This is a genomic window from Rhizobium sp. NZLR8, assembly GCF_019685025.1.
GTDB lineage: Bacteria > Pseudomonadota > Alphaproteobacteria > Rhizobiales > Rhizobiaceae > Rhizobium.
The window spans coordinates 235982-250759 of sequence record NZ_JABDVY010000006.1; the positions used below are offsets into that span (position 1 = coordinate 235982).

At 60.8% G+C, this 14778-nt stretch carries 13 protein-coding genes; 5 read left to right on the plus strand and 8 right to left on the minus strand.

Annotated elements, in window-relative coordinates:
* Window positions 1–141 precede the first annotated feature (141 nt).
* Window positions 142–1794 carry a sensor histidine kinase gene (locus HJB89_RS16175; RefSeq protein ID WP_207581805.1) on the plus strand — a complete coding sequence of 551 codons (1653 nt, stop codon included), beginning with the start codon at window positions 142–144 and terminating at the stop codon, window positions 1792–1794.
* 59 nt (window positions 1795–1853) lie between these two features.
* Entirely contained in the window at window positions 1854–2336 is a 483-nt protein-coding gene (locus tag HJB89_RS16180; RefSeq protein WP_221150197.1) for a DUF992 domain-containing protein, read from the plus strand.
* 39 nt (window positions 2337–2375) lie between these two features.
* On the opposite strand, the gene HJB89_RS16185 is transcribed toward HJB89_RS16180, so the two are convergent.
* The 6 genes from HJB89_RS16185 to HJB89_RS16210 form a co-directional block, all read right to left on the minus strand.
* Complete coding sequence (locus HJB89_RS16185; protein ID WP_207581807.1) at window positions 2376–3773, minus strand: NAD(P)(+) transhydrogenase (Re/Si-specific) subunit beta; 1398 nt, start codon at window positions 3771–3773, stop codon at window positions 2376–2378.
* Window positions 3774–3780: 7 nt separating this feature from the next.
* Window positions 3781–4179 carry a proton-translocating transhydrogenase family protein gene (locus tag HJB89_RS16190; RefSeq protein WP_007631757.1) on the minus strand — a complete coding sequence of 133 codons (399 nt, stop codon included), beginning with the start codon at window positions 4177–4179 and terminating at the stop codon, window positions 3781–3783.
* The gene (locus tag HJB89_RS16195) at window positions 4179–5327 is read right to left on the minus strand and encodes a Re/Si-specific NAD(P)(+) transhydrogenase subunit alpha (protein ID WP_221116622.1); all 1149 of its coding nucleotides are present in this window, start codon (window positions 5325–5327) and stop codon (window positions 4179–4181) included. The genes HJB89_RS16190 and HJB89_RS16195 overlap by 1 nt, the downstream gene beginning before the upstream one ends.
* A 208-nt stretch (window positions 5328–5535) precedes the next feature.
* The gene (locus HJB89_RS16200) at window positions 5536–5760 is read right to left on the minus strand and encodes an aa3-type cytochrome c oxidase subunit IV (protein ID WP_007631760.1); all 225 of its coding nucleotides are present in this window, start codon (window positions 5758–5760) and stop codon (window positions 5536–5538) included.
* A gap of 341 nt (window positions 5761–6101) precedes the next feature.
* Entirely contained in the window at window positions 6102–6854 is a 753-nt protein-coding gene (locus tag HJB89_RS16205; protein WP_207581809.1) for an N-acyl amino acid synthase FeeM domain-containing protein, read from the minus strand.
* Between the two features lie 143 nt (window positions 6855–6997).
* On the minus strand, window positions 6998–9301 hold the full coding sequence (locus HJB89_RS16210; protein ID WP_207581810.1) for a bifunctional diguanylate cyclase/phosphodiesterase: 2304 nt from the start codon (window positions 9299–9301) through the stop codon (window positions 6998–7000).
* 327 nt (window positions 9302–9628) lie between these two features.
* On the opposite strand from HJB89_RS16210, the gene HJB89_RS16215 reads away from it, so the two are divergent.
* Both HJB89_RS16215 and HJB89_RS16220 read left to right on the plus strand, forming a co-directional pair.
* Window positions 9629–10168, plus strand: a complete 540-nt coding sequence (locus tag HJB89_RS16215) for a TRAP transporter small permease subunit (protein ID WP_207581811.1) — start codon at window positions 9629–9631, stop codon at window positions 10166–10168.
* Between the two features lie 21 nt (window positions 10169–10189).
* Entirely contained in the window at window positions 10190–11677 is a 1488-nt protein-coding gene (locus tag HJB89_RS16220; protein ID WP_221150198.1) for a TRAP transporter large permease subunit, read from the plus strand.
* A 91-nt stretch (window positions 11678–11768) separates the two neighbouring features.
* Here the strand turns inward: HJB89_RS16220 and HJB89_RS16225 are convergent, their stop codons facing one another.
* Window positions 11769–12875, minus strand: coding sequence for a TRAP transporter substrate-binding protein (locus HJB89_RS16225; protein ID WP_207581813.1), 1107 nt, complete (start codon window positions 12873–12875; stop codon window positions 11769–11771).
* 290 nt (window positions 12876–13165) lie between these two features.
* On the opposite strand from HJB89_RS16225, the gene HJB89_RS16230 reads away from it, so the two are divergent.
* Window positions 13166–13948 carry a gamma-glutamyl-gamma-aminobutyrate hydrolase family protein gene (locus HJB89_RS16230; protein ID WP_207581814.1) on the plus strand — a complete coding sequence of 261 codons (783 nt, stop codon included), beginning with the start codon at window positions 13166–13168 and terminating at the stop codon, window positions 13946–13948.
* 50 nt (window positions 13949–13998) lie between these two features.
* Here the strand turns inward: HJB89_RS16230 and HJB89_RS16235 are convergent, their stop codons facing one another.
* On the minus strand, window positions 13999–14778 hold the full coding sequence (locus HJB89_RS16235; RefSeq protein ID WP_207581815.1) for a VWA domain-containing protein: 780 nt from the start codon (window positions 14776–14778) through the stop codon (window positions 13999–14001).

A 14778-nucleotide genomic window follows, 5' to 3' on the forward strand; every position in this document is an offset into this window, starting at 1 on the left:
TAACATGGCGCTGCTTCGATAGCCTGCTATCGGGTGTTCGAAACTTATTGAGGGCGGCTTGCGAGAGATGCGGATCTTTGCTTTCCTGACCGCTCGCGAACTCTGTTGTCTTTCGCCAGCGCATGAGACGTGGCGCAACAGATGAAGATCGTCGCGCTGTTCTTTCCCAAAGCCTCGATCGGCACTTACCTCGTCGCCATGGCGGTGGCGATCGCCCTGCCGATCTTCGCCTTTGTGACGCTGCTTCTGCTGCAGCTGGAAGACAACCAGCGTTCGACGCTGAGACGCGAGACGGCCCAGGATGCACTCGCCCTTTCGCGGATCATCGACCGTCAGCTTCAGGACATGGCGACGACGCTGCGGCTGCTTTCGAGCTCACCGGAGCTCGAAAACGGTAATCTTGCCGCCTTCCACGAGCGCACGGAAACCGCCCTCCGAGACAATACGCTGTTCGTCATCGCCGTCGACCGCACCGGCCAGCAACTCCTGAACACGCGCCGAGCCTTCGGCACGCCACTCGGCGAGGTAGCGAACATCACCGCCCTCCAGTCGGTCATGACCTCCGGCCGAATCGAGGCTTCCGACGTCTTTCGCGGCCGCATCAGCGGCGACTGGGTGTATAACGTCACCTTGCCGCGGGCGAACGATCCCGTCGCAGCCCTCATCATCACCCAGGATGCCAAGGATCTGAGCAAGCTCGTGACAACCGAGGGCCTTGCTCCCGGCTGGTCGGCCGCTGTCATCGATCAAAGCGGCCACGTGGTCGCCGCCACCGGCCCGGCCAATCTCGAACCCGGCACGCCCTTCGATCCGCGCATCCTGCCGGCGTTCACCGCTCCACGCGGCGTCTTCCAGGACGAGGCGATCCTGCCACACATGCTGCTCGGTTATGCCAGGATTCCCGGCTGGTCGTGGAAAACGGTGATCTGGGGACCGATCGCTCAGGCGTCGATCCTCAGCACCTGGCGTTTCCTCATCATCGGCGGCGTGGCCCTTCTGCTGGTCGCCGTGCTCGGCGCCTATGCCGTCGCACGGCAGGTGCGCACCACCATCCGCGATATTGCCGGAATGGCGAACCGCATGGGCGAAGGCCATATCGTCTCGCCGGTCGAAACCAGCGTCATCGAGGCGAACCAGGTAGCGATCGCCCTGTCGAACGCCTCCTTCGATCGCAGTCAAAACGAGGACCGGCTGCGCTTCGTTATGCACGAGCTTGTCCACCGCACCAAGAACCTTTTGACGCTAGCCCAGGCAATGATGCGCCAGCTCGCCAAACAAGCCGACAGCGTCGAGACCTTCCAGGCCGCCGTCGCCGACCGCCTCGAGGGGCTGGTGCGTTCGATCGAGCTCCTGACCAGCGAGCAATGGGGAGGCGTGTCGCTGCGGCGGGTGGTCGACATCCACCTGCAGGCCTTCCCGCAATCGCGCGAACAGATCGAAATCACAGGAAAAGATTTCATCCTGAAGCCGGATGCCGTTCAGAACCTTGGTCTTGCCCTGCATGAACTTGCCACCAATTCGGTGAAATACGGTGCGCTATCCGTCCCGCAAGGCCGTGTCCGCTTCGAATGGCGCGATGTCGCGGAGGAAGACAAGCCGGATGCCCTGCTCCGCTTCAGTTGGGAGGAGCGCGGCGGCCCGCCGGTCGTAGAGCCATCGCGCTCTGGCTTCGGCACGACCGTTATCAAGGCCCATGCCGCCTCCGCCTTCCGCGGCACGGTGCAGGTCGATTTTCGGCCCGAAGGCCTGTTATGGGTGCTGACGGCACAGCGTGGCACGCTGGAGCGGGAATAAGCTAGGAACATTCGCCACCTCTACCCGTTTCGAACAGGTCATTCCCAAGGAGAAAGACCATGTTCAAACAAACGATGATCACAGCGGTGGCTCTGGCGGCCGCTGCCTGGGCAAGCCCGGCGGGCGCGGAAAATTATGTCGCGCTTGGCCGTTTGATCTGTGGATCGGATGGCGGTCAAGGTCTGATCGTCACCTCGCAGAAGAACCTCATCTGCACCTATACCCCGGCATCAGGCGGCGCCAAGGCGGTCTACGCAGGCAAGATCGAGAAATTCGGCATCGATCTCGGCCAGACCGGCAAGACCGTGATGATCTGGCAGGTACTGGCAAAGACCGGCACGGATATGCCGCAATTCGCGCTGGCCGGCGAATATTACGGGGTCGGCGCCGATGCGAGCATCGGAGCTGGCGGCGGCGCCAAGGTGATCGCCGGCGGCACCAACAAGGCTTTCATGCTGCAGCCACTGAATATTCAGGCCCAGGAAGGACTGAACCTCGCCATCGGCGTCGAGAAGATGACGTTGGTGCCGGGTGAAACCTGAGCGAAGCGGCCGCGTTCGAGCTGAGCGGCTGTATCTGCGTCATCCATGCGCGATCGCCTTGTTGATATCCTCGGTCATCTTCTTCGCGTCACCGAGCAGCATCATCGTCCCGTCCTTGTAGAACAGCGTATTGTCGATGCCGGCATAGCCTGAACCGAGCGAGCGCTTGACGAACAGGCAGGTCTTTGCCCGGTCGACGTCGAGGATCGGCATGCCGTAGATCGGCGAGGTCTTGTCGTCGCGCGCCGCCGGATTGGTGACGTCGTTGGCGCCGATGACGTAGGCGACGTCAGCCTGGGCGAATTCCGAGTTGATGTCCTCGAGCTCGAAGACTTCATCATAGGGCACATTCGCTTCGGCAAGCAGCACGTTCATATGACCGGGCATGCGGCCCGCGACCGGGTGGATCGCATATTTCACCTCGACGCCGTTCTTCTTGAGATTGTCGGCGAGTTCTCGTAGCGCATGCTGGGCCTGGGCGACCGCCATGCCATAGCCCGGCACGATGATGACCTTCGATGCATTCGCCATCAGATAGGCGGCATCCTCGGCCGAGCCGAGCTTGACCGTCTTGTCCGATGTGTCGGGCCCGCCCGATGCCATCTCACCGCCGAAACCGCCGAGGATGACCGAGACGAAGGAGCGGTTCATGCCCTTGCACATGATGTAGGAGAGGATCGCCCCGGAGGAACCGACGAGCGCGCCGGTGATGATCAGCGCCAGATTGCCCAGCGTGAAGCCGATGCCAGCCGCAGCCCACCCCGAATAGGAATTGAGCATCGAAACGACGACGGGCATATCGGCGCCGCCGATCGGCACGATCAGCAGAACGCCGAGCGCCAGCGACAGCGCCACCACGGCCCAGAAGTCGAAATGGCTCTCGGTGGCGGCAAGCCCGATGATGAAGAGCACGATCAGCACGAGCAGGCTCGCATTGATCACATGCCGGTAAGGCAACAGGATCGGCTTGCCGGACATGCGTCCGTCGAGCTTCAGGAAGGCGATGATCGAACCGGTGAAGGTCAGCGCCCCGATCGCCACGCCGAGCGCCATTTCGACCCGCGCTTCGGTGTGGATGTAGCCGATCTCGCCGATACCGAAGGAGGCAGGGGTATAGAGCGCCGAAGCCGCGACCAGCACGGCGGCCAGACCGACCAGCGAATGGAAGCCGGCGACGAGCTGCGGCATCGAGGTCATGGCGATGGTGCGGGCGATATAGGCGCCGACGCTGCCGCCGATGGCAAGTCCAAGGACGATCAGCACGAAGCCGCCGAAATTCGGCGTGGCCAGCACCAGCGTCGTCAGGATGGCGATCGCCATGCCGATCATGCCGTAGAGATTGCCCTTACGGCTGGTGGCCGGATGCGACAAGCCGCGCAACGCCAGGATGAAGAGAACGCCGGAGACGAGATAGAGGAAAGCTGCGATATTGGTCATCAGATCCTCACCGGTCCTTCTTGCGGTACATCGAGAGCATCCGCTGCGTCACGAGGAAGCCGCCGAAGATGTTTACCGAGACGAGCACGAGGGCGACGAAGCCGAAGCCGGTCGCAAGTCCGCTTGTGGAGATGCCGACCGCCAGAAGCGCGCCGACGACGATGACGGAGGAGATCGCATTGGTGACGGCCATCAGCGGCGTATGCAGCGCCGGCGTCACCGACCACACAACGTAGTAACCGACAAAGATCGACAAGACGAAGATCGCCAGCTGAAAGACGAACGGATCGATTGCCCCGCCGGTCGCAGCACTTGCCGCTTCCGGTGCGTGGGCGGCTGCCGTGACGACGGCAGTCACCGCCTGGTCGAGCTGCTCCAGCGCTCTGTCCATTGCTTCACTGGCCATCAGAGATCTCCCTTCTTCGCGCCGCCGAATGCGGGATGAACCACGTCGCCGGCATAGGTCAGCATCGTCGCCTTGACGAGTTCGTCGTCGAGGTTGACGACGACGCTCCTGCTTTCCTTGTTGACCATGGTCTCGAGGAAGGTCACGAGGTTCTTGGCGTAGAGCGCCGAGGCGCTGGCCGCAACGCGGCCCGGCATGTTGGCGAAACCGATCACCCTGACGCCGTCGACATCGGCAATCTCGCCGGCAACGACGCCCTCGATATTGCCGCCGCGCTCGACTGCGAGGTCGACGGCGATCGCGCCCGGTTTCATTGCTGCGAGCATGGCGCGCGAAACCAGCCGCGGCGCCGCGCGACCCGGGATCAACGCGGTAGTAATGACGATATCCTGCTTGGCGATATGTTCGGCCACGAGTGCGGCCTGCTTCGCCTGATAGTCGGCGGACATTTCCTTGGCATAGCCGCCGGCCGTCTCCGCCGCCTTGAACTCCTCGTCCTCGACAGCGATGAACTTGGCGCCGAGCGAGGCAACCTGCTCCTTGGCGGCCGGGCGGACGTCGGTGGCTGAGACCACCGCGCCGAGGCGCCGCGCCGTCGCAATCGCCTGAAGACCCGCAACGCCGGCGCCCATGACGAAGACCTTGGCGGCCGGCACGGTGCCGGCAGCCGTCATCATCATCGGCATGGCGCGGTCATAGACCGCCGCCGCCTCGATGACCGCCTGGTAGCCGGCGAGATTGGCCTGGGATGAAAGCACGTCCATGGACTGGGCGCGGGTAATGCGCGGCATCAGCTCCATCGCGAAGGCCGAAAGTCCGGCACTTGCCAGAGCTGCGATGGCTTCGTCATTGCCATAGGGATCCATGATGGCGATGACCACGGCGCCGCTTTTATAGCCTGCGATTTCGTGTTCGCTCGGGCGGCGCACCTTCAGCACGACGTCGGCCGAGGCAGCATCGGCAAAACTGCCGATCCTTGCGCCAGCTGCCTCGAACTCTCCGTCCGGAATGCGCGAAGCCGCACCGGCACCGGCTTCGACGACAACGTCGAAGCCGAAACTCTTCATTTTTTTCACGGTCTCGGCGGAGGCCGCGACACGCGTCTCCTCGCCCGCAATTTCCCTTGCAACGAAAACGATATTGCCCAACTGCCCCCTCCTCCGGGTCAGCCGGACCGCCGCAGGCTTTCCTGCGCGGGCCAAGCACCTAAAGCATGTCGTCGCGCAAAACTGTACGGCGCGTTGCGATAACGACATGCGCAAAAATAACGACCTGAAGCGCGTGGAGCGGATCTGAAAGATCGCGACGCGCTTTAGTCACAAAGCTTCGGAGAAGCCCCTCCTCCCCTTGCCGCGATCAGCGGAACAGGAAGATGCCGATGGCGAGAAGAATGATGAAGACGAAAAGGCCGCCAAGGAGGCCGGCGCCGCCGAAGAAACCGGCGGTCATCGCAAGCAGGAGGCAGATGAGAAGCATCGAGCCGTATTTCGCGGCAGCAATGAACATGTCGTAGGTGTTTTCATGTTCCTTGTAATCCATCGGCGCGCCGGTCTCGACCGGTCCGGTATGATGTTCGGCCATAAATATCGTCTCCCTGAAATGCCTCTGCGCTGCCTGATTCCCCCGCCCCGCGAGGGAAGTCCCTGCCTGCAGGAATTACACAATGACAGGCGAAAGCGCAATGCATGAGAACGCCGCAGCTAATGCATGTCGCCGGGAAGTGTGTAGCGGTTCCGGGACAACGACATGCATAAAACAAAGGCTTAAAGCGCGTCGCATGAATCAAATTTGATACGACGCGCTTTAGGCGTCAAAACCAGCTATTTCCAGGCGGCAAAAGCATGAGGGGCGACGACTGCGGATAATTGTTGCCGCCCCTCATTGTTCTCACTCAGATGCTCGCCCGGTGAGAGAAGAAGAAATCAGAGCGGCAGGTCGGTGCCGAGTTCGCCTTGCGGCACGAAGCGCGCCGTCGGAATGATGGTGAGCGGCGGCAATGTGTCGTTGGGATTGCGCGAAAACATCATGCGTTGCTCGCTGGCGCTGGAGATGAAGAAGGGGTAGCGCGTCAACAGCTTGCGCCCGACCTCGATCACATTCGTCGCCATCAACGTCACGTCAACCCCGTAACTCTCCGCCAGTCGGCCCGGCACAATGGTATCGGCATAGAAAACCCGCTTATAGAAGGCGGCATGTGGGGGCCGGACGGACTGAAGAACGCGGTCCGCCCTGAAATACGCTGCCGCAACGATGGTCGGCCGCAGCGTCAGATAGGGAACCCAGGGCAGATCGGCGGTGAGCTCGGGATCGGCCGCGAAACGCGCGGGGTCGATCAAGGTCAGCCCGGCGTCCAAAAGCTCATCCATCGCCTCGGGAAAGGCCTCTCCGGACCGACTGATACGGTGCTCGGGTGTCACATAATGAACCCGGATGGTGCTGACCAATTCCCCATAATAATACAGGCCGAAGATATAGGCATGGCTGTCGAAATCGACATCGTCCAATAGGCCTCCCGGGGCAAGCGACAGCGCGTCGTGGGCCTTGTAGGCCTTGTAGCGCAGGCGTTCTACCTGCTCCATGTCTTCGCTGCTTTCGACGCGGCGATACTCGACATGATCCAAAACTTCCAAAATTTTCGCGCTGAAATCGCTACGCTTGAACAGTGTCTCTGACATTTTCTCGATCCGCTCGTTAACGGATCATTAATCATATGCCGGCGAGATTTAGGCAAGAAAATCCGATAATTCGGGCCGTTTATAAAGTATTAAGGTTAACGGCGCGGAGGATTGTCAGCGGAAAAGCGGCCGTAGCAGAGCGCTCAGGCGACCTTGTTGCGCCGACGCTGAACGGGGCGGCGGCCGATGCCCTGCTGCAATAGCGGGATATTCTGGGAAGGCACCGGCTGAGAGAAAACATAGCCCTGCACGAGATCGGTGCTGCGGTGCTTGTTGAGCAGAGCGAGCTGCTCTTCGGTCTCGACGCCCTCGATGACGATCTTCAGCCCCAGTTCGCGGGCGAGATGGACCGTACCGCGCAGGAGCTTGTGGCGGCGGTTATCCTCGACGATGTTGCGGACGAAGGAGCGGTCGATCTTGACGATATCAAGCGGCAGCGTGTCGAGATAGCTGAGGCTGGAGAAGCCAGTCCCGAAATCGTCGATCGCGATGGTGATGCCGCGGGCCCTGAGCTCCGCCAGAATGGCGCGCACCGCCGCCGGCTCGTCGATCAGGCAGCTTTCGGTGACCTCGAGATGCAGCCGCGCCGAATCGAGGCCGGAATGGGCAAGCGCATCGGCGACGACCTGGAGAATGTCGGCATCCCTGAGGTCCCGCGCCGAAAGGTTGACCGAGACGGCAATATGGTCCGGCCAGTTCATGCATTCGCTGCATGCCTTGAACAGGACGAAGCGGGTGATGTCCGAGATGATGCCCATATCCTCGGCGAGCCGGATGAAGACATCGGGCGGGATCAAGCCCTTCTCCGGATGCACCCAGCGCGCCAACGCCTCGGCGCATTCGATCCGCGAACCATCGGCCCGGAACATCGGCTGGAAGACGAGATGCAGCGCCTGCGCCGAAACCGCATCGCGCAGATCCGCCTTCAGCTTCTGCTGCTCGATATAGCGGCCATCCATCTCCCGCTCGAAGCCTGATATGCCGCCCTTGAAGCGCGACTTGCTTTCGAACAGGGCAAGATCCGCCTTGACGCTCCATTCGTCCATCGCGAACGCGGTACTTTCGAGGATCGCGTAGCCGGCGCTGAGCGAGACGAGGAAGGTCAGCTCATCGACCTCGTAATGACCCTGGATCGCGGCGTGCACGCGGCGGATCTCGACGTCGAGCAAGGCCGGGTCCTTCGCGTGCGGGAAGAACAGGATGAACTGGTCGCCCATCAGCCGGCCGAGAATGGCGTTGCCGGAGGCCTGCTTGACGCGTGCGGCGATAGCGCAGAGCAGATGATCGCCGGTGATATGGCCGCGCATGTCGTTGACATGTTTGAATTCATCGATATCGAGAACCATGAAGCCGAGCGGCCCGGACTTCCTTTGATGTTTGGCGAGATAGTCCTGCACCAGCTGCCCGAAATATTCCCGGTTCGGCAGGCCGGTCAGCGCATCGAAGCGGACCATGTGCATGATCTTCTGCTCCGCCTTCACGCGGCTCGAAACGTCCTCGAAGATCAGTACGGCGCCGCCGTCAGCCCTTCGGCTGGCAGAGAATTCCAGAGACAGGCCCTCGGGAAAATGAATGAGGGTGCGCGACAGGTTGCCTTCGGCGACCTGGGTGAGCTGGCGCAGGATGAGCTCCGGCTGCGAGGCGTCCATGAAACTGTAGCGCGCGCCGTAACGCAGGACGGCGCCGAGGTCGCGGTCCTTCAGCCGCTCCGGCGCGCCTATCTTCAGAAGCTCGCAGGCCTTGCGATTGACGACCTGGATACGGTTTTCGGCATCGACCATGACCAGGCCATGCGGCATGTTGTTGAGCGCTGTATCGAAGCGGTCGGCGATGATGGTGATTTCCCGGCGCGCGATGACATTCTCATAAAGGAACTCGCGCACACCGTTCGCCATGGCTCGCGTCGTCAGCCAGAAGGGAATGAGGAAGATCGACAGCAGGCCGCGATATAAATCCATAGCCAGCAGGCTGCAGACGATCATCGGCAGGCAGCAGAAGAACGTCTGGAGATCGACTGCGAAGCGTGAGCCGTAGTTGCGGCCGACGACGGAAACCATGGTCGCCATGGTGACGGAAATGCAGGCAAGTTCGGCAAAGGAATCGTGCACGACGAAGATGGCGTAGCCGCTGGCAAAGCCAAGCAGGGCGGTGGTGCAAGCCCCACTGGCGACCAGAATCCGCTCCCAGCGCTCGATTCCGGCATGCGACAAGCTCTCCTTGTCGACACGATCGAACCGTCGGAAGATGGCCATGCGAACGCTGAAAACCAGAAGAAAGGCAACCGACAGCGGAATATAGACGGAGGATTGCGTTTTGGCGGCCACGGCAAGGCACGTAGCAATATGCACGATCACGCCAACAAAAAGCGTCATGCGGTTCCCGGACAGGGAACTCACAAACGACAGATAGACATCTAAAGGGACCCTGTTCGGGTTATCTGGCTTCATCCACACTTTCCCTGTGCGCGGGAATTCTAAGCCCAACCCTTTAAAAATTGATTTCAATGGAATCAAACATTTGGTCAAATTTTCTAAAACCACAGGATGAACAGCACAGCCTACGCGCGTTATTGCAGCCTTATGGCGAGATTATTGAAATATTCGTCCACGCCTGGGTTGTTGAAATATTCGGCGGTCATATCGGCCAACCGGCGCATCTAAGACTATACTCCAACGCCAGGCATTTATCCTTCCAATTTCAAAGGCCGTGGTCTACATCGATTGCAAGAGGGAAAACTGCTGGAAAACCGGCAGGACAAGAACAAGGGGAGGCGAATGTCGGTATTCCTGGCCGCCAGTCGGCTGATCGACCGGGTCAGCCGCGTCATGGGCAAAATTTCCGAATATATGGTGCTGCTCTGCTGTCTGATCAGCGCCGGAAACGCCATCGTCCGTTATGCCTTCAACTACAGTTCGAACGGCTGGCTTGAGATTCAATGGTATCTCTTCGCCTTCGTCGTCATGCTCGGCGCCTCGCATGCGCTGCGCAACAACGAGCATGTCCGCGTCGATCTGATCTATGGTTCGGTTTCCGACAAGGCGAAGATCTGGATCGACATCGTCGGCCTGATCCTCTTCCTCATCCCCGTCTGCGTCTTCCTCACCTGGGTCTGCTGGCCCTTCTTTGCGCTTTCTTACCAACAGGGAGAAATCTCGGGCAATGCCGGCGGGCTGATCCGCTGGCCCGTCAAGCTGGTGCTCGTCGCCGGTTTCGCGCTGCTTTCCCTTCAGGGCGTTTCCGAACTGATCAAGCGGATCGCAGCCATTACCGGCCATATCAGCATCGACATGACCTACGAAAAGCCGCTGCAGTAACGCGGGCTGGGAGAAACACATTTGTTTGATTTCGGTATCATCCCGCCGGCGATGTTCCTGGGCATGGTCATCTTCATGCTCTACGGCTTCCCGGTCGCTTTTTCGCTTGCCGCCGTCGGCCTGTTGTTCGGCATCATCGGCATCGTCACCGGCCATTTTGGCGAAGTCTTTCTGCAGGCGCTGCCGCTGCGCTTCTTCGGCATCCTTTCCAACGACCTCCTGCTCGCCATCCCCTTCTTCACTTTCATGGGTGCGGTGCTGGAGCGCTGCGGGCTGGCCGAAGACCTGCTCGAAGGCACTGGCAAACTCTTCGGTGGCATACCCGGCGGCCTCGCCTATGCCGTCATCCTCGTTGGCGCGGTGCTCGGCGCAATCACCGGCACGGTGGCCGCCTCCGTCATCACCATGGGGGTGATCTCGCTGCCGATCATGCTGCGCTACGGCTACAACCCACGCCTTGCCACCGGCGTCATCGCCGCCTCGGGCACGATCACCCAGGTCATCCCGCCCTCGCTCGTGCTCGTCGTTCTTGCCGATCAGCTCGGCAGGTCGGTCGGCGATATGTATCTGGGCGCGATCGGCCCTTCGATCCTGCAGGTGACGATCTTCGTGCTCTTCATCCTGGTGATGTCGATCATCCGGCCGAAATCGATGCCGCCGCTGCCGAAAGAGGTGCGCGGCGATTTCAACTGGGCACTGCTCATCAAGGTGCTGATGGGCATGGTGCCCTCGATCGTGCTGATCTTCCTGGTGCTCGGCACGATCTTCATGGGCCTTGCGACACCGACGGAAGCAGGCGCGCTTGGCGCCGTCGGCGCCATGGCGCTCGCCGCCTTGCATCGCCGCCTCACCTGGCCGCTGATCCGCGAGGCGATGGCGTCGACCACGCACATCACATCCATGGTGGTGATGATCCTGATCGGCTCCACCTGTTTCAGCCTGGTGTTTCAGGGCATGGACGGCTCGCGCTGGATCGAGCATATGCTGTCGGGCATTCCCGGCGGCCCGGTCGGTTTTCTGATCTTCGTCAACATCTTCATCTTCGTGCTCGCCTTCTTCCTCGATTTCTTCGAGATCGCCTTCATCGTCATCCCGATGCTCGCCCCCGTCGCCTCCAGTCTCGGCATCGATCTGATCTGGTTCGGCGTGCTGATCTGCGTCAACATGCAGACGAGCTTCATGCATCCGCCGTTCGGCTTCGCGCTCTTCTACCTGCGCTCGATCGCCGGCAAGGACGTCAAGACCTCCGATATCTATATCGGCGCCCTTCCCTGGGTCGGCATGCAGCTGATCCTGGTGGCGATCGTGATCTTCTGGCCGCAATCGGTAACCTATTGGCTGGATCACGGTCCGAAGGTCGACCCGAACTCGATCAAGATCGAAGTCCCGGGCTTCGGCGGCCAGCTCGGCCTGCCGCCGCTGGGCGGCGGCAATGGCTCGCCGCAGATCCCCGGCCTGACCCTGCCGCCACTCGGCCTGCCGCAAGCACCGCCTCTACCCGCCAAATAACCCCACCAAGTAACAGAGCCAAAACAAAACCCCGGACCAAGCGTGATCCGGGGTTTTGGTATGCGTTCGTGTAATGCGCCGATGGAAGCTCTCAGAGCTTTCCGGCCCGCTGCTGGATCATCATGAACGTATCGAAAGTGTATTCCGAAAGCTGCATCCAGAGATAGGCGTCGCGTTTGAAGGCGGTCTGGTCGTCGTAGATCTTCTTGAAATACTGGTTGGTGCCCGAGATTTCGCTGTAGATGCCAATTGCCGCCTGAAAGCAGGCTTCCATGATTTCCTGGCTGAACGGGCGCAGCGTCGCGCCTTCGGCAACGAGCTGCTTCAGCGCGGTCGGGTTCTTCGTGTCGTATTTCGCCAGCATGTTGGTGTTGGCGAAAGCGCAGGCATCGGTCAGCGCCGCCTGATAATGCTTCGGCAGATTGCTCCATTTTTCGAGATTGAAGAATCCATGCACCGTCGGGCCGCCTTCCCACCAGCCGGGATAATAATAATACTTCGCCACCTTGTGGAAGCCGAGCTTCAGATCGTCATAGGGACCGACGAATTCCGCCGCATCGATCGTGCCTTTTTCCAGCGCCGGATAGATGTCGCCGCCGGCAATTTGCTGCGGGATGACGCCGACCTTCTCCATGACGCGGCCGGCAAGGCCGGCGATGCGCATCTTGACGCCCTTGAGATCATCTAGCGTATTGATTTCCTTGCGGAACCAGCCGCCCATTTGCGCACCGGTATTGCCGGCCGGCAGCGCATACATACCCTGTGTGGCATAAAATTCATTCATCAGCTTATTGCCGTTGCCCTCGTAATACCAGGCATTGGTCAGGCGGCTGTTCAGGCCAAACGGAATGGCCGTTCCGATGGCATAGGTCGGGTCCTTGCCGACGAAATAATAGGAGGTCGTATGGGCAGCCTCGACCGTACCGGCGGCAACCGCATCGACGGCCTGCAGGCCGGGCACGATTTCACCGGCAGCAAAAGGCTGGATCGTGAAATTGCCGTCTGTCGCCGCGGCGACATGTTTGGCGATATCCTCGGCGCCGCCATAGATCGTATCCAAGCTCTTCGGAAACGACGACGTCATGCGCCACGCAATCTTCGGATTCTCCTGCGCGATCGCAGGCGCGGCCAATGCCGTTGCGGCCACCGCGCCGGCACCGGCGGTTCCCGCCTTCTTGAAAAACGAACGACGATCCATCAAAAACCTCCCGTATAGATGGCACTGCGCGGGCAATCTTCACCCCTATCCGCAGCGAGGGGAAGCTAAGCATGGCGAGAGCCGCGATTCAAGCGTTAGTCTGTTAGCCTTTGGCATCAAGACGGCAATAGGACAACGGGCACGCATCCATCAAAATCAGCGGCTTAGCAGCGAACCCGGAGCCGCGGCAGCGCTTCCGCCGCATTTTGGTCACCTGACACAGCCAAGCGTTGACTTGACCGCCGTTCTGGCGGCAAAACGATGTGCAGAAAGATTTTATCGGGGCTGATATGACGAAACCAATCGTTGCTATTCCTGCAGATATCCGCAGCTTCGACGGCGCGACCTGGCACGCCGTACAACATCAGTACCTCAGTGCCGCATTGACTGCGGCCGGCGTTATGGCCTTCATCATCCCCGCCTTCGAGGAGGGCTACGATACCGACGCGATCCTCGACCGTGTCGATGGCCTCTTGGTTTCCGGCTCGGCCAGCAACGTGCATCCTTCGCTCTACGGTGCCGATGCCAGCGATAGGGACGGTCCCTTCGACCTCGCCCGCGACGCCACCAGCCTGCCGCTCATCCGCCGCGCCATCGACCGCGCCATTCCGCTGCTCGCCATCTGCCGTGGCATCCAGGAGCTTAATGTCGCGCTCGGCGGCTCGCTGGCAAGCGAGATCCAGGAGCAGCCGGGCATCTCAGACCACCGCCGGCCGGAAGGCGTCGACCGCGACGGCATGTACGCCATTCGCCAGAGCGTCTACGTCAAGGAAGGCTCCTGCATCGCAGGCATTCTCGGCCCGGGCGAGGTCCGCGTGAATTCGTTGCACCGACAGGCAATCGCCAGAACCGCACCGCGGCTGCAGGTGGAGGCAAGCGCCGAGGACGGCACGGTGGAGGCCGTTTCCGTCATCGACGCCAAGGCCTTTGCCGTTGGCGTGCAATGGCATCCGGAATACTGGGCCGAAACCGACAGGCCTTCGAACAAGCTGTTTGCCGCTTTCGGCGACGCCGTCCGCGCCTACGCCGCCGCCGCCAAGCTCCCGCTCATCCCCGCGAAGGCGACCGCCTGACGGTGCGGCGCCGGCGCGCTATCAGCCCGCCGAGCGTTGAGCAGCAACCATCAATGGTGATCGTCGTCCTCGTCGTCATGCTCGTGCTTGAGCCAGGTGCAGAGCTCCGCCGGTAGCAGTTTCTCATAGGCGTCGTCGCTGCCGACGAACTCCCCAAGATCCTTGACGCTGACGAAGCCGACATTCGGAAATTGCTCGGCCGCGCTGCGCAAGAAGTCGAAACGCTCGTCACCGACACCGACCATGACATAGTAGATCTGCGATTCGGCATGCTCGGCCTTCTGCAGCAGGGCCCAGGCTGCATCTCTGTCGGCATTCTCGCCATCGGTGAGGAAGTAATTGATCGCCGGAATGCCCGACCGTGTCTCCTCGCCGAATGTATCGCGGCTCATGCCGAAGATCATGCCGAGCAAGCCGCCAGCCGCCTCCTCTTCCATCAAACCGTACGTCATCAGGTTCGAGCGGATGACCGGTCCGTAATCCGTGCCACCCCAAAGTACGGCTTTCAGCGCATCGTTGCCGATGATTTCACGCTCGACGTAACCCTCGTAATTTTTGGCGGTGGCCGGTGCGATCGATGCCATCCTCTCCTGATTGGAAAACACCCAAGTATCGATACGCCCGTCGTCATCGAAATAAAGAGCGACGGGAAGAATACGCTCGAGCGCCGCCTGGACCACACCAGATTTGAAAAGGTCGGTCATCGAGCCCGAGACATCGATGTTGATGCCGACCTGGGCGGGAATGCGCTCGTGAATGCCTTGTTTCTGAAGGACGAAGCCGACGCGTCGAACTTCTTCCTCGGGCTTGTGCAGTTTGAATGTCGTCAT

Bases quoted from the DNA above. Each gene is read 5' to 3' on its own strand.
- HJB89_RS16175 (WP_207581805.1), top strand. From the start codon at position 142: ATGAAGATCGTCGCGCTGTTCTTTCCCAAAGCCTCGATCGGCACTTAC.
- HJB89_RS16180 (WP_221150197.1), top strand. From the start codon at position 1,854: ATGTTCAAACAAACGATGATCACAGCGGTGGCTCTGGCGGCCGCTGCC.
- HJB89_RS16185 (WP_207581807.1), bottom strand. From the start codon at position 3,773: ATGACCAATATCGCAGCTTTCCTCTATCTCGTCTCCGGCGTTCTCTTC.
- HJB89_RS16190 (WP_007631757.1), bottom strand. From the start codon at position 4,179: ATGGCCAGTGAAGCAATGGACAGAGCGCTGGAGCAGCTCGACCAGGCG.
- HJB89_RS16200 (WP_007631760.1), bottom strand. From the start codon at position 5,760: ATGGCCGAACATCATACCGGACCGGTCGAGACCGGCGCGCCGATGGAT.
- HJB89_RS16205 (WP_207581809.1), bottom strand. From the start codon at position 6,854: ATGTCAGAGACACTGTTCAAGCGTAGCGATTTCAGCGCGAAAATTTTG.
- HJB89_RS16210 (WP_207581810.1), bottom strand. From the start codon at position 9,301: ATGAAGCCAGATAACCCGAACAGGGTCCCTTTAGATGTCTATCTGTCG.
- HJB89_RS16215 (WP_207581811.1), top strand. From the start codon at position 9,629: ATGTCGGTATTCCTGGCCGCCAGTCGGCTGATCGACCGGGTCAGCCGC.
- HJB89_RS16225 (WP_207581813.1), bottom strand. From the start codon at position 12,875: ATGGATCGTCGTTCGTTTTTCAAGAAGGCGGGAACCGCCGGTGCCGGC.
- HJB89_RS16230 (WP_207581814.1), top strand. From the start codon at position 13,166: ATGACGAAACCAATCGTTGCTATTCCTGCAGATATCCGCAGCTTCGAC.
- HJB89_RS16235 (WP_207581815.1), bottom strand. From the start codon at position 14,778: ATGACGACATTCAAACTGCACAAGCCCGAGGAAGAAGTTCGACGCGTC.